Here is a 24487-nt window from a genome sequence, read left to right as displayed (position 1 = left end):
TATGACTAAACAAGATAAAATTGCCATTATAGGCTTAGGGTATGTAGGCTTACCACTAGCCCGTTTATTTGCGACCAAATATGCCGTTGTGGGCTTCGATATCAATCAAAAACGGATAGACGCCTTACAGCAAGGCACCGATGACACCTTAGAAGTTGCCTCCGATGTTTTGAAATCCGTTTTAAAACCAGCTGCCAGCGATGCCTTAGGGCTGTATTGCTCATCCGATATAGCAGACATTAAAGACTGTAATTACTATATCGTGACTGTGCCTACACCCATCGATAAAAACAACCGTCCCGATTTAACCCCGTTGTACAAGTCTAGCGAAACCGTTGCTAAGGTTTTGGCCAAAGGCGATATTGTTATTTATGAATCGACGGTATACCCTGGCGTTACCGAAGACGAATGTGTCCCCATTTTAGAAAAGGTGAGTGGCCTAACCTTCAACAGCGATTTTTATGCTGGGTATTCTCCAGAACGTATCAATCCGGGCGATAAATTTCATACGGTAGATAAAATATTAAAAGTAACGGCGGGCTCTACCCCAGAAATAGGCAAAAAAGTAGACGCCTTATACGCTAGTATTATTACCGCGGGTACACATCTTGCGCCTACAATTAAGGTGGCAGAAGCGGCCAAGGTTATAGAAAATTCACAACGCGATATCAATATTGCATTTGTAAACGAATTGGCTAAAATTTTCAACCTGATGGGTATTGATACCCATGCCGTTTTAGAAGCCGCTGGAACCAAATGGAACTTCCTGCCCTTTAAACCCGGTTTGGTTGGTGGCCATTGTATTGGTGTAGACCCGTATTATTTAGCACAAAAAGCGCAAGAAGTAGGCTATCATCCCGAAATTATTTTGGCAGGCCGTCGTGTTAACGATAGCATGGGGCAATATGTAGCTTCAGAAATTATTAAGTTAATGGTACAGCACGACATTCGTATTAAAGACGCTAAAGTATTAAACTTAGGGATTACCTTTAAGGAAAACTGCCCCGATGTACGGAATACTAAAGCAGTAGATGTGATCAACCAGCTTAAAAGTTTTGGTACCAACGTGAGTATTTACGACCCTTGGGCAAACCCAGAAGAGGTGTTGCATGAATACGGTTTAAGCACAACAAAAACATTAGCTAACGAAAAATACGATGCTATTATTTTAACCGTAGCCCATGATGAATTTTTAAAGTTGGACCTAAATACGCTTTTAAAACCCAGTGGCATTTTATATGATGTGAAAGGCATTTTAAAAGGAAAAGTAAACGGTAGATTGTAAACCGAACAATTACAAAAACTAATACATAAACTTGTGAGTCAATTAAAAAAAGGGGCCTTATTAAATTATACAACCATATTTTTAACCAATGTGGTGGGGCTTTTTATTACTCCCTTTATTCTGAGCCATGTTGGACAAGCGGAATATGGTATTTATATTGCTATTGGGGCGCTTGTGGGTACTATATCGCTTTTAGATTTTGGACTTAATAATACAATCGTGCGGTTTGTAGCCAAGTACAGAGCTGAAAACGACCGTAAAGGTGAAGAGAATTTTTTGGCGACCACCATGCTTATTTATGCGGTTATCTCCACCATCGTTTTTATAATAGGTTTTACGTTTTATGGGTATATCGATACCTATTTTACTAAAATGACGCCTGATGAAATCAGTATCGCCAAAACTATTTTTGTGCTACTAATTTTTAATATTGCCATAGGTTTGCCCGGTGGCAGTTTTACAGGTATTTGTTATGGATACGAAAAATTTGTTTTTCCAAAAACAGTTAATATCATCCGTTATATTCTTAGAACCGTAACCGTTGTGGCGGTATTAACCATGGGTGGAAAAGCCATTGCACTCGTGGTAATTGATACGGTGTTTAATGGAATATTTCTGTGTATAGAAATATATTATGTGTTTTTTAAACTTAAAGTGAAATTTATACTACACGAGTTTAAGTTTAAATATGTTAAACAAATTTTTGGTTATTCTACATGGATTTTCATTTTCGCAATAGTTAGCATATTACAATGGAAAGCAGGCCATTGGATTTTGGGGAGAGTTGCCACGCCAGAAGTACTTACCATATATGGCATTGGTATTGTTTTAGGCACCTATTATGGGGCATTCTCAACTGCCATATCTAGTGTGTTTTTGCCAAGAGCGACCAAAATGGCTGTTGGTAATGCTACTGGGGAAGAATTAACAAGTATGATGATTAAAATAGGCCGTATCTCTTTTATTATACTCATGTATATTTTAGGTGCTTTTGCGCTATTTGGTAATCAATTTGTAGATTTATGGGTAGGCAAGACTTTAGGTGAAGCAGGAAGCCGAGAAACTTGGCTTATTGCCTTATTAATTATGCTAGCCTATACCCTACCCTTGGTTCAGGGGTTTGGAAACTCTATTTTAGAGGCCAAAAGCAAATTGTCATTTAAAGCGATTTTATATTTATCCTTTTTAATATTAGGAGCTATTTTAGGAGCGTTTCTAGCGCAATCTTATGGGGCTATAGGGATGATTACTGGTACGGTAACGGGCTGGCTTATTGTTCAAAATGTCATGAATTTTTATTATCATAAGGTTATAGGTCTAAATATTTTAAGATTTTTTAAAGAATTAGCATACAAAACACTACCAACTGTTGGATTGGTTTTTATTATCAGTTATTTTATTAATTATATACCAGGTACAGGTTGGATCAATTTCATAGTAAAAGCTATCGTCTATTCCGTTGTTTACGCTACTTTAATATATAAGTTAGGCCTTATTGCTTTTGAAAAAGACTTGTTTAAACAGTATTTCGCTCCAATTTTAAATAAATTAAATTTCCATGCTAAAACTAAATAATATTGAGATAGAAGCTGATGGCAAAAAAATCTTTTATGATTACAGTGCGACTAACAGCTTCACAAAAAAACACTTTAACGTAAAACAGCCTTTTTATGCTAAATATGGGGTAAGTATTAAGAACGTTCCTAAAAGTATTTTAGTGATTCCATTTTTGTCAAATGTAATGCCTATTGCATGGTTTGCTGGTTTTAATATTGAAATTCAAGAAGTAGATGAGGATTTCTTTAATGCTTTAAACTTGGTTAAAATTGAATTTCAAAAACAATTTCCAGACTATCAACTAAAAGGTGATTTAATTGCTAAAAAATTAATTAAAAATGAAATTGAAGGACATACTTCGGCTATGCTTTTTAGCGGAGGTGTAGATGCTTATGCTACATATATTAGGGTTTTTAATAAAACTCCAGATCTAGTAACTATTTTAGGTGCAGATATAGAGATAAAAGACGAACAGCAATGGGTCAGCTTTACTAAATTCATCGAAAGTGAATCTCTTTTAGAAAATAACCAAAAAGAGTATATTGAAACTAATGTAAGAGAGTTTTATACATATCAGGTAGAGTTACTTTTAAAAGATATTGGATGGTGGGGGAAAGTCCAGCATGGATTATCACTTATAGGCGTATTAGCGCCTTTATCATATATAAAAGGATATGGCAACATTTACATTGCCTCATCTTATACTAAAGATATTGACATTGCTTGGGGTTCTACCCCTTTAAGCGATGAAAAAATTAGTTGGGCTGGCATTAAAGTGTTTCATGATGGCTACGAACTTAAAAGACAGGATAAAGTTGATTTAATTAGTCAATTTTCTATAGAAAATAAAAGCAAGTTTAAGTTAAGGGTTTGTTATTCAGAATTAAGAACCCAATTCAATTGTGGTAAGTGTGAGAAATGTTATCGAACAATACTTGGACTTATTTTAAATGGTGAAAATCCCAATAATTATGGCTTTAATGTAAATGAAAGCCTATATGAAAATATGTTTAAGTTGTTAGAACAAGGTACTGCAAGTAAAGGGATGCAGTATTTTTGGTTTGAACTTATGGAAAAAGCGAAAAGCAGCACTTCTTTTTTTGTATTCAAGAACAAAGAAGTAGAAAAAAAACAAATAGATAAAATAAGAAGTGGTGAATTACATAAACTTTTAGATAAAAAAGCGAATAACCCTAAACGATTGATTTACAGGGTGAAGTTTGTTTTAAGAAATCGTTTATCCACTATTTACACATTATATAAAAAAATTAGATATTCTTAATTATGAAGTACGGATTACTAAAATACGATGAAAATAAACGTTTTTTTAACGTGGGCGATAACATTCAAAGTTTAGCGGCTAAACAATTTTTGCCTCAAACAGATGTTTTATTGAATCGAGAAAAGTTAGCAGAATATAAAGGAGAAAAAACAAAGCTGATTATGAACGGTTGGTTTACCCATAACATTCATAATTGGGTGCCTTCAGACGCTATAGACCCACTTTTTGTGTCTTTTCATATGAATAATACCGCCGCGCCGTTTATGCTGAGCGAAAAAGGAATAGCCTATTTGAAAAAACATGCACCTATTGGTTGTAGAGATAAATTTACTGCCGATACGCTAAATGCAAAAGGTATTGACGCTTACTTTACGGGCTGCTTAACCTTAACCTTAGACTCTTATAAAGTGGAGGATACCGAAAGAGGTGATGATATTTATATCGTCGATCCTTTATATAGTTATCCAAGACCAGAAAAGATATTTTACAATACAAAAGCTACAGTAAGAAACCTACTAAACGGTACGGCCTTTCAATTATCAAAAAAGAAAAACCATTTAGAAAAATTTATTTCTAAAGATCTTTTAAGTTCTGCCGAATTCATCAATCAAGAGCCCCCATCGAATACCTATTCTCATGAAGAAAAATTTGAGATGGCAGAAACACTTTTAAAAAAATACGCTAGAGCAAGATTAGTCATCACCTCCCGTATCCATTGTGCTTTACCCTGCTTGGCAATGGGTACCCCCGTTATATTTGTTAATGGGTTTGATAGTTTTGTAGATTCTTGTCGTTTTGATGGCATATTGGAACTTTTTAATCGTATCGATGTGAATAGTAAAACAGGAGACTTTAGTGCTAACTTTGATTTAAAAGGGAAAATTGATAGTAATACAGTAGTTAAAAATTTAGAGCGGCATCATGAAATGGCTAATGCATTAAAAGAAACGTGTGAAAAATTCATAGTCAATGTCTAGTAAAATTAAATTACTTTACATCACCAATCAAATATGCGGTTCTGGAGGCTTAGAGCGCGTGTTATCTATTAAGGCAAGTTATTTAGCAGAAAATTTAGATTACGAGGTACATATACTCACTTTAAATCAAGGCGATACACCTTTGTTCTATAAATTTAGTGACCAATTAATTTATCACAATGTTACTGCCAAAGGTTCTAAATTTAATTATTTTTTAAGTTATAAAAAAGGTTTAAAGCAAGCTGTAAACCAGATTAAACCCGATATAATATTGGTGTGCGATGATGGCTTAAAAGGGTTGTTTGTACCTTGGTTTATTAATAAGCCCTGCCCTATGGTATACGAACGGCATGTGTCTAAAAACATTGAAATAAAAAATGACAAACAGTCTTTACTTCAAAAAATAAAATTAAAACTAACCTATGCGCTTATGGATTTTGGCGCAAAACAATATGATACGTTTATTGTTTTAACTCATGGGAATTTAAAAGAATGGGCATTAAAAAACATACAGGTTATCTCAAACCCGCTTTCCTTTTATCCTTCCGAGTTTTCAACATTACAAAATAAAATGGTGATTGCAGTAGGGAAACATTGCTACCAAAAAGGCTATAATCGGTTATTGCAAAGTTGGAAAATGGTAATTGATAAACATCCAGAATGGAAACTAGAAATTTATGGCACTATTGATAAAAAGGAAGGTTTATTAGAATTAGCACATAAATTACAGATTGAAAAAACAGTCACTTTTTTTCCACCAGAAAAGAACATAGGCGAAAAGTACCAAAAAGCATCCATTTATGCCATGTCTTCAAGATACGAAGGTTTTGGTATGGTTTTAACAGAAGCCATGGCATACGGTGTGCCTTGTGTGTCGTTTGACTGCCCACATGGCCCTGGAGATATTATTAAAAATGGTGTTGATGGTTTTTTAGTTCCTAATCATAACATTCCAGGATTTGCCGACAAAATTTGTGAGTTGATAGAAAACGAATCTTTGAGACAAAGTATGGGGCATAATGCACGAGTTAATGTTTTGAGATATCAGCCCGAAAAAATAGTCCATCAATGGGATTTGCTTTTTCAACAGCTAATAAGTAAATAATTATTTTAAACTTAGTTTATAACTTGTTTTTTTGTTAATTTATAGAGTTTCAAATTTCAAGTAATTAGACAAGAATAAATTGAATTCTTTTAAAATGTAATAATATAATATAAAATGACAATTGTTTATTACACAGATCAAATACATATGCACGGAGGCTTGGAACGTGTCATGGCTAATAAACTTAATTATTTGAGTGAACATACTAAGGCCAGTCTACATGTGGTAACCTTTCAACAGGAAGAAAATCTACCATGCTATCCGCTTCCTGATACTGTTAATTTACATGACTTAGAAATTCCATATAATAGAGCTGTTAGTTTTTTACATCCTTCAAACATTAAATATGCTTACACACACTACAAGCGGCTTAAAAAAGTGCTTAAAACTATCAATCCTGATGTTGTTGTAGTTTGTAATTATGAATATGGATTTTATTTTATACCTTTTTTAGCTAAAAAAAAGAACATCATTAAAGAATACCATTCCTCTCGTTATTTTTATAATTTAAAACGGCAACAAAACACTAATATCATAAAAAAAATCCTCTATAAGGTAACAGATTATTTTGAAGCTAAATATAACCACATTGTTGTTTTAACATCTGATGAACTCAACTATTATAAATCAGAAAATAAACTAGTTATCCCGAACGCTATTACTCATTTTAATTCTAAAACTGCTAATTTAACAAATAAAAAAGCAATAAGTGCAGGAAGAATAGCACCTGTAAAAGGGTTCGAAAACTTAATATGGGCTTGGCAAGAAGTTGCTAAAAGGCAACCAGATTGGGTATTAGAAATCTATGGAGATGGAGAGGTAGATTATATAGACAAATTAAAAGCTCAAATATCTAAATTAAATTTAAACAACCATGTGTATTTTAAAGGGGCAACTAATAATTTAGAAGAAAAAATCTTAGAATCCTCCATTTATGTGATGTCTTCGCATACTGAGTGTTTTCCAATGGTTTTACTTGAAGCTCAAGCTTGCGGTGTACCAATAGTCTCTTTTGATTGCCCCAATGGGCCTCGGCATATCATTAATCATGAAGTTGATGGTTTATTGGTAGAAAAAGAAAACATACAAATGCTAGCAGAAAATACTCTAAAACTTATAAACAACGAAAAAACTAGAATGATTTATGGTAAACAAGGGAAAATAAATGTCCAACGTTTTAGTGAAGAAAAGATTATGCCAATTTGGCTAAATATTTTCAAAAACAACTAGTATCAAGTAAATGATAAACTTTATACCATTACAACATTATTACGAAGTATATATTTATTTTACTTTGTGTTTAGTCATTATAAATTTATTACACGGATATAGTTTAAATTTAGACCATGATAAAAACTTAAAATTTTTAAGATCTACTGGGTTTATATTATTAGTGTTAATTATTTTATATATAGGGTTAAGACCTATAAGTGGATATGCTTTTGGTGATATGATTACATATGCACGCTATTACAATGGATACATGATGGGTGCAGAAATAACAAGTAATAAAGATGTTTTTTTTCACTATTATATGAAAGCAGCATCACAAATCATGGGCGTACACGCATTCTTTCTAATAACGACATTTATTTATGTTTGGCCCATGTATCTTCTATCTAAAGTGCATTTTAAAGAATATTGGTTTTATTCATTTTTAATGTTTATAGTCTCATTCTCTTTTTTTTCTTATGGTACAAATGGAATCCGAAATGGATTGGCAACATCCTTATTTTTATGGGGTTTATGTTATACTAGAAAAAAAATTATCATGTCTTTCTTTTTTTTAATAGCAATGTTACTCCACAAAACGCTTTTACTTCCGATTGCAGCATTTGGTTTAACTTATTTATATAATGTTCCAAAAACATATTTTAAATTGTGGTTGTTTGCGATACCGTTATCCTTCTTTTTAGGCTCTTTATTTATTGCATTATTTACAAGTTTAGGCTTTGGAGACGATAGACTAACAGCTTACCTATCTGGAACTTCTCAAACAGATACTCGTTTTCGTTGGGATTTTTTATTCTATAGTGCTTTCCCTGTTTTTGCAGGCTATTATTTTATTTTTATAAAAAAATTTAATGATGTTTTTTATAATCAAATTTTAATTACTTATTTAATTTGTAATGGATTTTGGATTTTAGTGATACGTGCCAATTTTTCAAATCGTTTTGCATACTTATCTTGGTTTCTTATGGCAATTATCATTATATATCCCTTACTTAAACAAAAATTCTTTAATAATCAGCAACTGATTATTGCAAAAGTAGTCACCGCCTATTTTTTATTTACATTTTTAATGTTTTTTATTTATTATGCTTAATTCTTAACCTTATGGAGAAAATCACTATTTTCACACCCACTTTTAATAGAGCTTACTGTTTGCACCAATGTTACGACAGCTTTGTATCGCAAACCAATAAGGACTTCCTTTGGTTAATTATAGATGACGGATCTACAGATAATACCAAAGCATTAGTAGATTCCTGGATTCAAGAAAATAAAATTAAAATCCAATATCATTATCAAGAAAACCAAGGCATGCACGGCGGGCATAACGCTGCATACCGCTTAATTGAAACGGAGTTAAATGTTTGTATTGATTCAGATGACTTTATGCCCAGTAATGCGGTGGAAATTATTTTAAAACACTGGAAAACTATTGAGAACAAACCTGAATATGCGGGTTTAATAGGCTTAGATGCCGATAAAACGGGAGCTATTATTGGAACAAAAATACCCAATACCGTTAAGAGTACCACATTGTATGATGTTTATAATACACATGGTGTTTTAGGAGATAAAAAATTAGTATACAGAACAGAAGTTGTGAAAAAATATCCACCCTACCCTATTTTCAAAGGCGAGCGCTTTGTGCCTTTGGGCTATTTATATCAACTAATCGATCAAGACTACGTATTACATCCGGTTAATGAAGTGTTTTGCATTGTAGAATATATGGCGGACGGTTCTAGTATGAACATATTAAAACAATACAGAAAACATCCAAAAGGTTTTGCTTTTTCAAGAAAATCGAGAATGGCACTCGCTAAAAATCCTAAAGATAAATTAAAAAACACTATACATTATATATCCAGCGCTATGTTTTCTAAAAATTGGAATTTCATTAAGGAATCTCCTAATAAAGGCTTAACTCTATTGGCAATCCCATTCGGTATTGCTTTAAATTTATATATCCGATATAAAACCAAAAGCGATTTTTAATATGCAACCTATTCGAATATTACAAGTTTTTACGACCATGGGGCGAGGCGGTGCCGAGTCTATGATCATGAATTATTACAGACACATAGATAAAACCAAAATACAATTTGATTTTTTAGTACATCGAGAAGGCTCAGCTGCCTTCGATGCAGAGATAGAACAACTGGGTGGCGTGATATATCGGTTGCCTGAAATAAACCCCATATTTCCCCAAAATTATTATAATGCGCTACGTGAATTTTTCAAAACACATCATACTTATAAAATTGTACACTCCCATTTAAACACTTTTAGTTGTTTTCCTCTAAAGGTTGCTGAAGAATTTAATATACCAGTCAGAATAGCACATGCGCATATTGCCATGGATCCCATTAACATAAAAACAACTTTAAAAAGTAAAGCAAACTTTATTGAAGCCATAAAAAAAATAATAAAGATTCAAGTAAAGAAAAAAATTCACAAGCATAGTACGCATCGGTTCGCCTGTGGTATTAAAGCAGGCAAATGGTTGTTTGGAGAGCAAATGCCGTTTAAGGTTATGAATAATGCCATTAACGCCAAAACATTTGTTTATAATCCATCTCTATCAGAACAATTAAAAAAGGAATTTCAAATAGACAATCAAACGGTTTTAGGCCATATAGGCCGATTTACACATCAAAAAAACCATGAGTATTTAATCCGGATTTTTGCAGAAGTTCTCAAAATAAACAAGAATTTTATTTTAATCTTAATAGGCGATGGTCATTTAGATGATCAAATAAAAAGGCTTACAGAAAAATTAGAGGTTAGCAATCAAGTGAAATTTTTAGGTTTACGCACCAATATACCCGAACTTTTACAGCTTATAGATATTTTTGTTTTCCCGTCCTTTTATGAAGGCTTGCCCGTTACATTGATAGAGGCACAAGCTGCTGGAGTTAAAATTTTAGCCTCAGACACCATAACAAAAGAAGTTCAATTAACTGATGATATCCACTATTTATCAATTGATTTAAAGCCTCAATATTGGGCCAATACAGTTGTATCACTTGTTCCTTTCGAAAAGAAAAATAATTTAAAACAGATTACGGATGGTAACTATGATATCACTGAAAATGCATTAAACATCGAAAATTTTTATATACAACATTACAAATAAGGATATGGAAGGCTTTAAAGAAAAAATATATCGCTCTGCACCTCATAGTATTCAGAACTTAATCATCACCTTTTTTAATATACTTGCCTACCGCAAACGCTATTCCACATTATATTATGAGTATTTAAAACACTATAAAGCCAATAATAAGTTAGCTTTAGATGCCTTATTAAAAATTCAAAAAGAAAAATACGGCGAATTTATTGCGCATGCCATATCATATTCATCATTTTATAAAAAGAAATATAGCGAGATTGCAAATCCTGAAAATATCGACAACATTGAAACTTTGCCTATAATAGATAAAGAAGCCCTACGCATTGATATTGACAGCGTTTATACTATTACTAAAAATAAGGGGCATGTTTCTAAAACCGGAGGTACAACAGGAAAGTCTCTAGAGGTGGTATACACAGCTGAAGACACAGCGGAGCGCTTTGCTATATTAGACAATTTTAGATCAAAATTTGGGTATACATTAGGAAAAAAAACGGCTTGGTTTAGCGGAAAAAGTTTACTATCAGAGCGCGATGTGAAAAAAAACAGGTTTTGGAAAACAGATTATCTATATAAAGTAAGGTATTATTCTACTTTTTATATACATGAAAAATACTTAAAGTATTATTTACAAAATTTAATAAAATTTAGACCTGAATTCATGGTAGGTTTTCCTTCTACGATGTATGAAATTGCAAAATACGGAGAAAAACATAATATTCCTTTTCCTCCACACACCATTAAAGCCATATTTCCAACGGCAGAAACAGTAACGCAAGCTATTAGAAGCACATTAGAACATTATTTTAAAACAAATGTGTACAACCAATATGCATCATCGGAAGGTGCACCATTTATTACAGAGTGCCGAAACAAAAATCTGCATATGGAATTACAAAGTGGGGTTTTTGAAGTGTTAGACGATGCTTTTAAACCAGCACATAAAGGGCGATTAGTAGTTACAGCGTTCCATACTCATGGCACCCCTTTAATTCGTTATGATATTGGTGATGTAATAGAATTAAGCTCTGATAAGTGTATCTGCGGGAATAACAACCCATTAGTAAAAGAAATTCTAGGACGTGCTTCAGATTATATTTATTCAGAAGAAACAGGGAAAATAAACTTAGGAAATGTATCCAACTGTCTTAAAGGCGTAAAGGGTATTGTTAAATTTCAAGTACAACAACATCATAAAAACAAACTGTTAGTGCTTATCATTAAAGATGAAGAAACGTTTACAGATAACGATAGTAAAAGGTTTACAAGTAATTTAAGAGAGCGTGTAGGTGCTAAAATGGAAATAAACGTGACCTATGTTAAAGACATTGCAGTTGAAAAGAGTGGCAAGTTTAGACTTGTTAAAAATTCATTGAATTATTAAGAGTTTATTTTTAATATGAATTGGAATATATATCATCGTAGTCCAACTTTTCTTCATAAGAAAGACTCAATCAATATCCAAAAGGAAATCCCTTTTTGATACAGTGTGGAATTTATTCAGATTAGAAAAAGTTTTATAAAACATCTGTGATTGTTTCATAAAACTTTTTCTTTAAAAAATGTAAACTAATTAATTTTGAATATTATTTAATAATCACCGATTAATTAATTGTTCTATTTACTTATTTATTAAATACATACATTATTTGAGCTTAAAATTATATTGCTTCCCCCAATTGTTTCGTTTTTTATACATTGAAAACGTGTGTTCGTTCCTTCAACAGTCGTTTTATTGAGGTTAATCTGAACATTTGAATTAGATTTAGTCAAATGGATACCATGTTTATTATAACTTGTAATGGTATTATTCGATATTTTGAAATTTTGAACAGTTCCTAATTGCAAGCCTCCTTTTACACTATTATTATAAAAATCTACCCCGTTAGCATTTGAAAAAGATAAAGCTCCATTATTGCTGTTACTAAGTTTATTACTATAAACCTTCACGTTAAATTTTGCAGAAGTACTAAGTTTATTTAATTGAACAAAATACAAAGGGTTCGTAACCACATCAATATCGTTATTATAAATATCGACATCGTTAACTTCTGCGATATGTGCTGTAATTCCCTTACTTGCAGTTTTAATATTTTTAATAGAATTACCATATATTTTCATATTAGTTGATTGTTTTAGCTGTATGCCTATTTTACAATCATTTATTTTATTATTAAAAATATTCACATTTTTATGATTGGCTGCAATTCCAACACCGTACCCTAGTATACTATTATTAGAAATCTCATTTCCAAAAACAGTCTCACCTGCCCCGCCAGCAAGAATGGCTGGCCTAAGTCCAGCAATTTTTTGAACAAAATCATTATTATAAATTTTGCAATTTGTAGCAAATGTATACCCCACACCAGTATCTATATTATTTCCCTCAATTAAAATATTATCGCCTAAATAAATATTAAATGCACCTATTCTACTGTTTATTTCAGTATTATTTTTAATAGTCACATCATAAACATTCTGATAATATACTAATTCACCTGTAGCAACATTACGCGTCCTAACGGGCTCAATATTTATAGCAAAACCTACTACACCTCCATCAGAGAGCTTAGTTGGTTGTGCAGTGTCTATAAAAGTATTGCTTTCAACCAATATGTTATGTCCATCGGTTATTGAACAGGCCATACCTCTATTTCTTTCAAAAAGACAATTTCTTACCGTAATATTATTACCTGGATTATAATCTGGATTGAAAGTAAAACCAAATGAATTTATGGTTAGGGCAGTTCTAGAACTCATGGTAAACTTAATACCATCCAATATTATATTTTTCCCAGACCTAATAGTAAATAATAAAGCGCCATCTTCTGCATTCGCTTTATCATATTGTCTTAAATCCCGATCTCCATACAAAACTCCGCCTTTAACAGTAACATTGCTAGCATCTGCAATTGCAAGAAGTGAGGCTGAGCCTTTGTTTGTTGTTGGAAAAACTCTGAGTATAGTATTATCCGCCATTTCTAAATTAAAATCAGACGGTATATTTATAGCTTCTGTACTTGGGTAAAAATTCTGGTTAGTCGTGGTGCTCGTAACTTTACTAACCTCAAAATAAGCATCCATTTTACCTATGGAAAACGTATTAATTCCCAAATTTTTAACGGTATTCATAGTAGACTCTAAAATATCTCTATTTCTTAATGCAACTTCAGACGTTACTTTCCCCTCAACAATCCCCCATTTACTAGGAATAAAATCAAAGCTTGTATCTTTTACAGAAGGTTTAGCGCCCCCTATCTCTAAAGATTGATTTAAAATACCACTATCTATAGTCGTATTTTGAGAAAAATTAAGGGTTCCGTTAATCACCTCCCCGCCTTGATACTCAATGGTCACATTTGCTGGTAAGGTCACCGTTTGGCCTTTTAAATCTAAAACACAGTTAATAATAAGCGTGGAATTTGGCTCGACTTGGTCTAAAGCATAATCGCAAGGGGTCGTGATATCTAAAGCTTCACCCTCAGGCAAGCCTATATCTTCCTCTTTTTCGATATCTGTAGTCGATTGGGTTACCGATTCTACATATAGGTCTTCTGTATTACAAGATGCTAGGGTTATTATTAAAAGGAGCGCGGGTAACATGTTTTTAATCATTTTTTTCATTTTAATCGTCTTTTTCATAATCATTAAAGGGCACTGGAATAAATAATTTTACAATAGTATTACTAAAACAGACTAAAATCGATTAAACACGTTTTTTTTCGACGAAATACTCATTTGAGATTAAAAATTATCGACAAAATGCAAAAAATTAGCGTTTAGAAGTGTTTTTGAGTCCAGTTCTACCCCATATACGCATCAGGTTAATATTTAGATTTTTTGGATTAAAAAAAATTGATTTTTTTTCAGGCACGCAAATATAATATTTACAATTAAATAAGTGAATGTATTGTTAATAATTTGATATAAATTATTTACTGTTAATAGGTTAGCGCTTAGAATAGGTGCTAAATTGCTTATAGATACCGGAATTAGCGTTTTTTTATAGGACAAACACATCAAATTCCGTTCGTCGCAAAATTCGTGCACTAAAACAGACAATCCGCTTACAAACAAATTACTTTTTTATATTTGTGCCGTCAGACTATAAAAGTCTAGCTTATTAAAATGAAGCAAAAATTAATCCGTATTACTACAGTGCCAGGATCGCTACGCGATTTACTACAAGGACAATTAAAGTTTATGTCCAAACATTTCGAGGTTGTGGGCGTGTCGTCCCCTTCTGGAGATTTTTTAGAGCACTTAGCCAAAAAGGAGCAGATAAAAGCCTACCCGGTTCATATGACCAGAAAAATCACTCCTTTAAAGGATATAATAGGCGTTTACCAACTATACAAAATTTTTAAGAAAGAAAAGCCATTTATCGTACATACGCACACACCAAAAGCCGGAACGTTAGGCATGTTGGCGGCTAAGTTGGCCGGTGTGCCACACCGGCTGCATACCATTGCCGGTTTACCTCTACTCGAGGCTGTTGGAGCAAAAAGACATATTTTAAATTTAGTAGAAAAAAACACCTACCGTTGTGCAACTAAAATATACCCCAATTCGCATGGGCTCTATGATATTATTTTAGAACAAAAATTTACAGTAAAAACGAAACTAAAAGTTTTGGCAAACGGCAGTTCAAACGGTATAGACACCCTCCATTTTAACCCTGAACAAGTAGCTGCGGCAACAAAGCTTGCTTTAAAAAAAACGTGGCATATAAACGCAGATGATTTTGTATTTGTTTTTGTGGGGCGCTTAGTAAAAGATAAAGGCATCAATGAATTGGTAAACGCTTTTAATCTTTTAAACCAAACACATAGCGCTATAAAGCTTTTACTTATTGGAGGCTATGAAGATGATTTAGACCCACTGCTTCCAGAAACAATGGCCGCCATAGCCTCTAATACAAATATTATGAGTACGGGATGGGTTGCAGATGTAAGACCTTACTTGGCAATATCGCATGCGCTCACCTTCCCTAGCTATAGAGAAGGTTTCCCTAATGTAGTAATGCAAGCGGGCGCTATGGAATTGCCTAGTATTGTTACCGATATAAATGGCTGTAATGAAATTATTAAAAACAAGCATAGTGGCCTGATTATACCCACAAAAGATGTAGAAGCGCTTTTAAAGGCGATGATCTATATGTGTTCACATCCAGCCGAAGCAAAAGCTATGGGGGAACAATCCCGAGCCCATATTGTATCGCATTACGAAAGGCGATTGGTTTGGGAAGCTATTTTGGAGGAGTATAAGAGTCTTGATTAGTTTCTTGAAACTCTTGTTTTTATATTAAAAACACCTAGTAATTGATTAATAGTAGTTTTTTTAAGAATTACATATCTAAAAACATCATATTGAAACCAACTAAAAAGTGTCAATAATTTTCATATGCAAATTCAATATTTTAATAATCTAAGAGCGTTTGCTTGCTATTTAGTTATACTAACCCATTCAGCTATGCCTGCCGTAGACCTTTCTTTTGGTCCTTTTATGGTGCTTTTTTCAATAATGGGTTCGCCAAGTTCTGAGCTTTTTGTTACCATGTCATCCAGTTTATTAGCGCCAACACGTTTAGAATTATTGGCATTTTACAAAAAAAGATTTAGCAAGCTCATACCCCCATTTTTCTTCTGGTCATTTATATTTGTTATTATTAAGTTTTTTCAAAATGAACTAACTGTTAGTGAGTCTATTAATAAATTATTGTTATTTCCTATTTTACCTGTTACAGGGGTTTATTGGTTTGTGTATGCTATTTGTGGCCTATATTTAATTATTCCTATCGTCTCTCCTTGGCTTAAAGAAAGCAACAAGAAAACATTACAAGTAATTTTAGCGATATGGTTTTTAACACTGCTAATTCCATATCTTAATCTTATATTCCATTCTAATATTTATGAAATTAATGGACATTATAATTTTATAACTGTTTATCTGGGAGGGTTTATTGGCTATTTATTTCTTGGTGTTTATTTAAGACAATACCCCATTATCTTTAAAAGAAAACTTAAAGGTATTTGTATTATAAGCGCATTAATTGTTTTAGGAGCGACTCCATTATTATATGCATATTTTGTTGATAGAAAATTTTTAGAAATTGCATCTCATAATTTATCGATAACTAGTGCTTTATTTGTTACTTCCATTTTTCTATTTTTTCAAAATTTCACTTTACCAGACCCTATTGAAAGAGCTATGAATATAATTGCAAAGTATTCTTTTGGCATATATTTAATGCATATTTTAGTTATTAGAGATTTTGTTTGGGTTTTGTTTGAGTCAAACCGATTATCACATCCTTTATTAGAAACACCGTTAATTTCATTATTATCACTTTTAATATGCTTGATTATTTGCAGATTAATTGTGCTTTTGCCCATGAGTCGTTATATTATAGGTGTAGAGAAACAATCTTAAATCCCCGTGTTTTTCTAGCGTAACAATTTATTAGAAATATACGGCTTTAGTTTTTCAACTGCGTTGACACCTTTTTCTTGTCATTCAGAACGGAGCTTGCGAAGTAAAGAATCCTTATAGGATTGACATGGATAGGCATCGCCTAATAGCTGTTTTAAGCTAGAGAAGAAAAGCATAAAAGACCATACAGCCCTATCCCTTTATCAAACTTAACTAACAGTTCGTCTATAATTATTCCACAAGTCATAATTTTAATTTATTTTCTCACAAACAATCAAAAAAGCATTAGGCTCACCTGATTATCGAAAGATTTTTACGTTTTTAGGTATGTATTTAAGATGCGCAACATCTTCATTGGATGTCTTTATATTATTTTAAGCTAGTCTATAGAAAGAAATTTCTTATTTTTACTGTTTTTTAAATATTAATAGCATGATTATATAAACCAACCCCATTTTTGTATGCTCCGAACACCATGGGAAAATTGTTTTTTTTAAATTAAACTATGTGAATTCATGCAAAGAAATCTTATTATAATAGGAGCTTCTGGCCATGCCAAAGTTATTATTGAAATTATTGAGACCTTAGGAAACTATAGTATAATCGGACTTATTGATTCCTTTAAATGTAAAGGCACAAGGGTTTTCGGTTATGAAATTTTAGGACAAGATAAAGACATTCCCTATTTAAGCAAAACCTATAACGTTTTTACGGGGGTTATTGCCATTGGTGATAACTGGACGAGAAAGAACATCTATAAAGATATTAAAAAACACCTCCCGGATTTTAATTTTATAAGCGCCATTCATCCAAAATCCATCATTGATAAAAATGTAAAAATAGGTCGGGGCGCTGTTATTATGGCAGGTGCAGTGGTGAACAGTGATGCGAAAATAGGAGATTTTTGTGTCATCCACGCCCAAGCCTCCCTAGGTCATGATAGTAAAATGAACAATTATTCTAGTTTAGGGTCTAATGCTACTGTAGGCGGTAACGTAAAAATTGGTGCTTTAAGTGCCATTGCTTTAAATGCTAATGTTATACAGGGTATAAGTATTGGAACACATTGCGTTATTGGTGCGGGAGCTCTAATTAACAGGAAAATAGGGGGTTATAAAATGGTTTACGGTGTACCAGGTAAAGTTATAAAGAAAATAAGCAAAGGGGAAACTTGGTGAATAACGCACTCCCCATGGTCCCGTGATGGTACAAAACAAATAATCCCTTTTATATGGGGTTAGAATTATAGATCTAAAGGAATGAAAGAACTTAAATGTAACAAAAATGCTATCCAGACTTAAAAACTTTCAGGTTTTTTTAAAAGATAAAAACAAAAAGCCCCCATTTGTAATAGCCAAGGAATTAATACACTTTGGGTATGTTAAAAAAGACTTACCGGTAGATTATTTTAGAAAATATTTATACCGAAAAGAAGTTCTGGACCATACCTCCTATCTAACTAAAAAGCAGTACTACAGCATTATCGAATCGCCTAAAATCCTCATTCCTGAAATAGCGATGATTTTAGATAACAAACTATGCTTTTCTTGGCATGCTGCACAAAACCAACTGCCTACACCTAAATTGATAAGCTATAACGTTAGGCATACATATTTTTACAATTCCGAAACCTATACAATAACCAACCACAAAGCATTAGCCGCTTTTTTTATTACGGTCTTTACCGATACCACACAAGACGCCTTGTTTTTAAAACCAATAAAAGGCATTGGTGGCAAAGGATGTCTGGTACTTGAAAAAGCAAAATTAAAGGAACAGATTTTAAAACATGGAGACACCCTTTTAACGACTAGTTATATTCATCAAGAGAAAATCAATCAGCACCCTGATATCAATGTGGTGCACAGCAACTCTGTAAATACCATTCGGGTAAACACCTATTTGGATACAGAAGGCAAAGCACATGTATTATCGGCATTAATGCGTTTTGGAATAGGCACTAGTATAACCGATAACACAAGTGCTGGTGGTTTTTTTGTTGCTGTTAATATGGAAGCAGGTTCCCTTGTGGGTTCGGGATTTCAAGACCTCGATAAAGGCGGAGGCGTTCATGGCTGCCACCCCGACTCAAAAATAATATTAAATGGTTTTAAAATTCCATTTCTACATGAGACTTTAGAACTCGCTAAATTAGCATCCCTAAAAACCCCTACTCGCATTATTGGATGGGATATTGCTATAGGCAATTTTGGGCCTATTATTGTTGAAGGCAATACAAACCCTTGCTTAAGCATGGCAGACATCGCTTATGGAGGCTATTGTAAGCACCCATTAATAAAGGATATTTTAAAAGAAATAAACCCCTAAGCATTTTCAATCATGTTATCATTTAATAACCCGAGATATTATCTTTTTAATGTTTTCGACGCTATTACAGGACGTAAAAAAAACAAGCATTACAACGATGTCAAACACATTATCGAACATGGCGATATAAATAAAACGAGCAACTATATTGCCCATATTTTAAATCATGCGAAAGCAAGCGTGCCCTTTTATGCAGCTTATAAGCATGTTTGTCGCCTAGAGGGCTTTCCTGTTATAAATAAAAACATCATCAAAGACAACTTTGATGAATTTCAATCCTTATCGTATATAAATAAAAAAAAAGTTAAAAAAAGCACTAGCGGCTCTACGGGTGTCCCATTTAAATCTTTTCAAAACAAAGACAAAACACTACGAAATGCAGCCGATAATTTATATTTTTCTGGAAAAGCAGGCTACACCATAGGAAATAAGCTATTTTACTTTAGAATGTGGCATGCTTTTGAAAAAAAAGGAATGCTTACAAAATGGGTACAAAACATTAAACCTATAGAGGTTTTCGATTTAAATGATACGTATTTAGCGAAGCTTGTTGAACAACTAAAAAGTGATAAAACTCCTAAAAGCTTTATTGGCTATGCTTCAACCTTCGAGCAGCTGTGCAAATTTTTGGATAAAACAAATGCCCAACCGATGGCTTGTAATCTCCAATCTGCTATTGCTATTTCAGAGCACCTAAGCCCTTATACGAAAAACGCGCTAAAAACATATTTTAATGTAGATACGGTATCCCGATACTCTAATGTAGAAAATGGCATTATTGCACAACAATTCCCAGGAACCTCTTATTTTATAATCAATACCGCTAGTTATCATGTTGAAATTCTAGAATTAAATGCAGATCTACCAGTTCCAGAAGGCACCAAAGGACGCATCGTGATAACCGATTTATTTAATTATTGTATGCCGATGATCCGTTATGACACGGGCGATATTGGAACTATAGCCCATATAGATGGCCATTTCGTTTTAACAGAAGTGGAAGGCCGAAAAATAGATGCCATAACCAACACCAAAGGCGAGATTATTTCCAATAACATCCTCCTGTTAATTAACAACTACCACGAACTCAATCAATGCCAATTAATCCAAAAAAAGGCTAATCATTATGTTTTTAAAATAAATATAGATGGTGAATTTAAGAAGGAAGCTAAATTTATTGCCGATTTTAAGTCGCATTTAGGTCACGATGCACATATTGAAATGGACTATGTAAATGAGATCCCTTTATTGGCTTCGGGCAAAAGACGCGTGATGGTAAACGACATGACTCCTTAAAAAGTATATTATAGGATATAGGCTCTGGTTTACCCCTGCTTTATAGATTTTTTTGTCATGTAAGCAAAGCATTCTTCTGCATTCGCAAGGCATTGGAGTTAGCTGTACTTACTTTTTTTTTAAATAAAACTGCGCCTTATACCGTAGCGCTTCTCCATTTATCAAACAAAACAGCCATTAGTCTATTAAAAGTTTTAATACTCGTTTTATTGATTAATTTTACCGTAAATTAAAATTTATGTACCGTATAATTATAAAAAGAGCACTGGACTTTGTCTTGGCCGTATTGGGCTTTATTGTGCTGTTTCCCATCTTTCTATTTGTTACTGTTTTTTTGTTTTTTAGCAATAATGGCAAACCCTTCTTTTTTCAGGCGAGACCTGGGAAAAATGAGGGTATCTTTTCTATCATTAAATTCAAATCTATGAACGATAAAAAAGATGCTCAAGGTAACTTATTGCCTTATGAGGACCGTATTACAAAGGTAGGAGCGTTTATTAGAAAATATTCCTTAGATGAAATTCCGCAGCTTATCAATGTAATTAAAGGCGATATGAGCCTTGTTGGCCCAAGACCGCTCTTGGTAGAATATCTACCGCTATACAATACCGAACAGAAAAAAAGACACTTGGTAAAACCCGGTATAACGGGCTGGGCTCAGGTAAACGGTAGAAATACCATTTCTTGGGAACAAAAGTTTGCTTTAGATACTTGGTATGTAAACAACCTCTCCTTTATGCTAGACCTTAAAATCATCCTGCTAACCATTAAAAAAGTGATTATTAAGGATGGCGTTAATAGTGCTGATAATTTAAACATGCCGGTTTTTACAGGCAGTAAAACAACAATATAGCGCTATGTCTAAAAACATTATTATAATAGGAGCATCTGGTCATGCTAAGGTTATTATTGATATTATAGAGCAATTAGAAGACTATACTATTGTTGGACTTATAGATTCTTTTAAGCCTAAAGGCAGTTTTATTTTTCAATATGAAATATTAGGGAACGAAAAAGACATCCCTGCCTTAAGCCAAACTTATGATTTTTATGCTGGTATTATTGCCATTGGTGATAACTGGACGCGTAAAAATATTTATAAAAAAATAATAAAAATTGTACCCGAATTTGAATTTATATCGGCCATTCATCCTAAATCCATCATTGGGAAAGGGGTTAAAATAGGAAAAGGTACAGTAATTATGGCTGGAGCAATCGTGAATAGCGATGCTAAAATAGAAGACTTCTGTATTATAAACACAGGCGCTCTGCTAGAACATGATTGTAATTTAGGCAAATTTGCAAGTTTAGCGCCTAATGCTACTGTAGGCGGTAATGTTAAAATAGGTGCTTTTAGTGCTATCTGCTTAAGTGCTAATGTTATTCAGGATATAAGTATTGGCATCCACTCGATTATTGGGGCTGGCGCTTTGGTAAACAGAAAAGTAGGCGATTATAAAATGGTGTACGGCATCCCCGGTAAGGTGATTAAAGAAATAGCCAAAGGGGAAAAATATCTGTACAATGCAGATAAATATGCTAAAGAAAAAATTGAGTCGTACCCCCAAATTGAGGTTATTGATAAAAAAGCACCCTGGGATAAGCTTATTCAAGGCATTGGAAGCTACGATTTTTATCACACCTACGACTACCACATGCTTTCTAAAAAACCAGATGAAACCCCTGTGTTGGTGGTTTATAAAAAAGTAGGGGCATTAATCGCCATCCCTTTATTGCTTAGGGATATTCCTGGAACGGTTTATAAAGATGCCACTTCGGTGTATGGTTATCCGGGGCCCATTACCAAAAAAATAGAGGCAGACTTTAATAATTCGAATTTTATTAAAAGCCTTAAAAATTATTTTATAGAAAATAACATTATCTCTGTATTTTCTAGACTCAATCCTTTTATGGCGCATCAACACCTCGTGCTTAAAAACTTTGGAGACGTAAGTCTACAAGGTCAGGTGGTGAATATTGATTTAGATTTAAAGCTGGAAAAACAGCGCGCCCTGTATGCCAGCAGGCTTAAAACCCATGTAAATAAGGCCAGAAGACTATGTACTATTAGAAAAGCGGAAACGCCTGCCGAAATTCAGGCTTATATCGACATCTATTACGAAAATATGGATCGGGTACAGGCTAAAAAAGACTATTATTTTAGTAGTGCTTATTTTGAGGATATTCTTAAAAGCAAGGATTTTAGAACGGAAGTGCTGTTGGCTATTGATAATGAATCTGGGACCATTATTGCAGGGAGTATGTTTATCATGACCCATACTATTGTACAATACCATCTATCGGGTACTAAAGAAGCGTTTTTACATGTGATGCCCACAAAGCTATTAATTGACGAAATGCGTATTATCGCTACGCAAGAAGGCTATAAGTTCTTTAATTTAGGCGGCGGCTTAGGCGGTAAGGATGATGATTCTTTATTTGATTTTAAAGCCTCCTTTTCTAAAGACTTTAAGCCCTTTTATTTATGGAAACTTATCGTGAACGAGGCGGTTTATAATGAATTGGTTTCGAAAAAAAACAGTCCAATAGCGTCCGATTTCTTTCCGCTTTATAGAGCAGAAAACCATTTAAATACAGACTCGTGACATTAAAAAATCCTTTTGCTTCAGAAACGTTTGCTCAAATATGGGAATCGCACTTCAATAAAGGAAAGAGGGCCCAAACATTTGGATTTATAAAAGGACTGTCTTTTTTTAAGTCCAATAGGCTATCTATATACACCAATGTGGGGAAAAATTTAACTAAAGGGATGTCTTATGCTTTAGTTGAAAATGAAATGCCGCAAGATTTTAAAAACAAGACAGCTCTCATTTATGATGTGCCTCAATATTTTGAAGTGAATACCCAAGCGCTTCCTGAAGGCATAAAATTTAAAAAAATAAAACAATATCCCGGGTTTTTAGTGCATCAAAAGAATTATACCGACTTTAATGATTATCTTAAAAAAACCTTTAGTAAAAGTAGCCTTCAAAAACTAAACCGCTACCAAAGACGCCTGGAAATGTGTTTTGATATTAAAGAAAAAATGTTAATTGGCGCCATTGATAAGGCTGAGTATGATTTTGTTTTTGACCATTTTAACCAATTGTTGATCAAGCGCTTTCAAGATAAAAGAATCACCAATAATAATTTAAACCCAGACGAATGGGCTTTTTATAAAGCGGTAGCCTACCCGTTACTTGTAGAGCGAAAAGCGGCATTACATGTATTATACAACGAGGATACACCCATAAGTGTGCGCCTTTTATATTTTTCGGAAACTATTGTTTTTGATGCGATAACGGTGTTCGATATCGACTATTCTAAATTCCATATCGGTAAAGTGTCTATTATGAAGGCTTTAGAATGGAGTTTTAAAAACAAGTACAGCATCTTTGATTTTTCAAAAGGTTATTTTGATTATAAGGCCAGTTGGAGCGATTTAAAATACGATTTTGAGTATCATGTCTATTATGATTCGAAATCGCTTAGCGCTGCTTTAAAAGCAAACGCCATAACCGCCCTTTTTCAGTTTAAACAGTATTTAAGAGCTAAAAACATCCATGAAAAGCTTCATAAAGCCACCTATAGCCTGCAAAAAAAAGAAATAAGCCCTAAAGGCGCAGTGTTAGTGGTAGCGCCCGAAACCATCGTTTATAAAAAAGAAGACTTAACGGCCATAAATTTGTCGGCTCCATATGCCTTTTTGAAAAAAGAACTCTTCGATTTTGCGTTTTTAAGTAGTACTCATATAAAAAATATTCATATTTTTAAAATCAATAACCAACCCAAGGATTGTTTTTTATTTAAAACTACAAAACAATGTTTGGTACTTGAAGTTCAAAACTAACAAACTAGG

The 24487-nt window shown here is 33.3% G+C and carries 19 protein-coding genes; 18 read left to right on the top strand and 1 reads right to left on the bottom strand.

The annotated features are described in order from the left end of the window. Position 1 precedes the first annotated feature (1 nt). The 10 genes from ACFFU9_RS12785 to ACFFU9_RS12740 all read left to right on the top strand — a co-directional run bounded on the left by ACFFU9_RS12785 (position 2) and on the right by ACFFU9_RS12740 (position 11956). Positions 2-1285 (top strand): nucleotide sugar dehydrogenase, encoded by a 1284-nt coding sequence (locus ACFFU9_RS12785; protein WP_379861857.1) that lies wholly within the window; start codon positions 2-4, stop codon positions 1283-1285. Between the two features lie 33 nt (positions 1286-1318). Then, positions 1319-2860 (top strand): lipopolysaccharide biosynthesis protein, encoded by a 1542-nt coding sequence (locus tag ACFFU9_RS12780; RefSeq protein ID WP_379861856.1) that lies wholly within the window; start codon positions 1319-1321, stop codon positions 2858-2860. Next, positions 2844-4124, top strand: coding sequence for a hypothetical protein (locus ACFFU9_RS12775; protein ID WP_379861855.1), 1281 nt, complete (start codon positions 2844-2846; stop codon positions 4122-4124). Before ACFFU9_RS12780 ends, ACFFU9_RS12775 begins: the two co-directional genes overlap by 17 nt. 2 nt (positions 4125-4126) lie before the next feature. After that, complete coding sequence (locus ACFFU9_RS12770; RefSeq protein WP_379861854.1) at positions 4127-5101, top strand: polysaccharide pyruvyl transferase family protein; 975 nt, start codon at positions 4127-4129, stop codon at positions 5099-5101. Beyond that, complete coding sequence (locus tag ACFFU9_RS12765; RefSeq protein ID WP_379861853.1) at positions 5094-6206, top strand: glycosyltransferase family 4 protein; 1113 nt, start codon at positions 5094-5096, stop codon at positions 6204-6206. Before ACFFU9_RS12770 ends, ACFFU9_RS12765 begins: the two co-directional genes overlap by 8 nt. A gap of 114 nt (positions 6207-6320) precedes the next feature. Further along, positions 6321-7436 carry a glycosyltransferase family 4 protein gene (locus ACFFU9_RS12760; protein ID WP_379861852.1) on the top strand — a complete coding sequence of 372 codons (1116 nt, stop codon included), beginning with the start codon at positions 6321-6323 and terminating at the stop codon, positions 7434-7436. Positions 7437-7446: 10 nt separating this feature from the next. Then, positions 7447-8532, top strand: a complete 1086-nt coding sequence (locus ACFFU9_RS12755; protein WP_379861851.1) for an EpsG family protein — start codon at positions 7447-7449, stop codon at positions 8530-8532. Positions 8533-8543: 11 nt separating this feature from the next. Continuing rightward, positions 8544-9434 carry a glycosyltransferase family 2 protein gene (locus ACFFU9_RS12750; RefSeq protein ID WP_379861850.1) on the top strand — a complete coding sequence of 297 codons (891 nt, stop codon included), beginning with the start codon at positions 8544-8546 and terminating at the stop codon, positions 9432-9434. A 1-nt stretch (position 9435) separates the two neighbouring features. Further along, positions 9436-10575, top strand: coding sequence for a glycosyltransferase family 1 protein (locus tag ACFFU9_RS12745; RefSeq protein ID WP_379861849.1), 1140 nt, complete (start codon positions 9436-9438; stop codon positions 10573-10575). 4 nt (positions 10576-10579) lie between these two features. Then, entirely contained in the window at positions 10580-11956 is a 1377-nt protein-coding gene (locus ACFFU9_RS12740) for a phenylacetate--CoA ligase family protein (protein ID WP_379861848.1), read from the top strand. A gap of 248 nt (positions 11957-12204) precedes the next feature. Here the strand turns inward: ACFFU9_RS12740 and ACFFU9_RS12735 are convergent, their stop codons facing one another. Continuing rightward, positions 12205-14196, bottom strand: coding sequence for a right-handed parallel beta-helix repeat-containing protein (locus ACFFU9_RS12735; RefSeq protein ID WP_379861846.1), 1992 nt, complete (start codon positions 14194-14196; stop codon positions 12205-12207). Between the two features lie 504 nt (positions 14197-14700). On the opposite strand from ACFFU9_RS12735, the gene ACFFU9_RS12730 reads away from it, so the two are divergent. The 8 genes from ACFFU9_RS12730 (at position 14701) to ACFFU9_RS12695 (ending at position 24478) form a co-directional block, all read left to right on the top strand. Continuing rightward, a complete protein-coding gene (locus tag ACFFU9_RS12730) occupies positions 14701-15852 on the top strand; it encodes a glycosyltransferase family 4 protein (protein ID WP_379861845.1) in 1152 nt (383 codons plus the stop codon). Positions 15853-15975: 123 nt separating this feature from the next. Beyond that, positions 15976-17004 (top strand): acyltransferase, encoded by a 1029-nt coding sequence (locus tag ACFFU9_RS12725; protein WP_379861844.1) that lies wholly within the window; start codon positions 15976-15978, stop codon positions 17002-17004. A gap of 515 nt (positions 17005-17519) precedes the next feature. After that, the gene (locus ACFFU9_RS12720; RefSeq protein WP_379861843.1) at positions 17520-18182 is read left to right on the top strand and encodes an acetyltransferase; all 663 of its coding nucleotides are present in this window, start codon (positions 17520-17522) and stop codon (positions 18180-18182) included. 106 nt (positions 18183-18288) lie between these two features. Next, positions 18289-19332 carry a sugar-transfer associated ATP-grasp domain-containing protein gene (locus ACFFU9_RS12715; protein WP_379861842.1) on the top strand — a complete coding sequence of 348 codons (1044 nt, stop codon included), beginning with the start codon at positions 18289-18291 and terminating at the stop codon, positions 19330-19332. Positions 19333-19344: 12 nt separating this feature from the next. Continuing rightward, positions 19345-20628, top strand: a complete 1284-nt coding sequence (locus ACFFU9_RS12710) for a phenylacetate--CoA ligase family protein (RefSeq protein WP_379861841.1) — start codon at positions 19345-19347, stop codon at positions 20626-20628. A 238-nt stretch (positions 20629-20866) separates the two neighbouring features. Beyond that, a complete protein-coding gene (locus tag ACFFU9_RS12705) occupies positions 20867-21481 on the top strand; it encodes a sugar transferase (protein ID WP_379861840.1) in 615 nt (204 codons plus the stop codon). Positions 21482-21485: 4 nt separating this feature from the next. Then, positions 21486-23234: an acetyltransferase gene (locus ACFFU9_RS12700; RefSeq protein WP_379861839.1), complete on the top strand. Its 1749-nt coding sequence runs from the start codon at positions 21486-21488 to the stop codon at positions 23232-23234. Then, positions 23231-24478, top strand: a complete 1248-nt coding sequence (locus tag ACFFU9_RS12695) for a GNAT family N-acetyltransferase (RefSeq protein ID WP_379861838.1) — start codon at positions 23231-23233, stop codon at positions 24476-24478. Before ACFFU9_RS12700 ends, ACFFU9_RS12695 begins: the two co-directional genes overlap by 4 nt. Positions 24479-24487 lie beyond the last annotated feature (9 nt).

Source organism: Mariniflexile ostreae (assembly GCF_042427585.1).
Lineage (GTDB): Bacteria > Bacteroidota > Bacteroidia > Flavobacteriales > Flavobacteriaceae > Pseudalgibacter > Pseudalgibacter ostreae.
The sequence above is the reverse complement of the archived record's forward strand: the minus strand, read 5'-3'. Positions and strand labels throughout refer to the sequence as shown.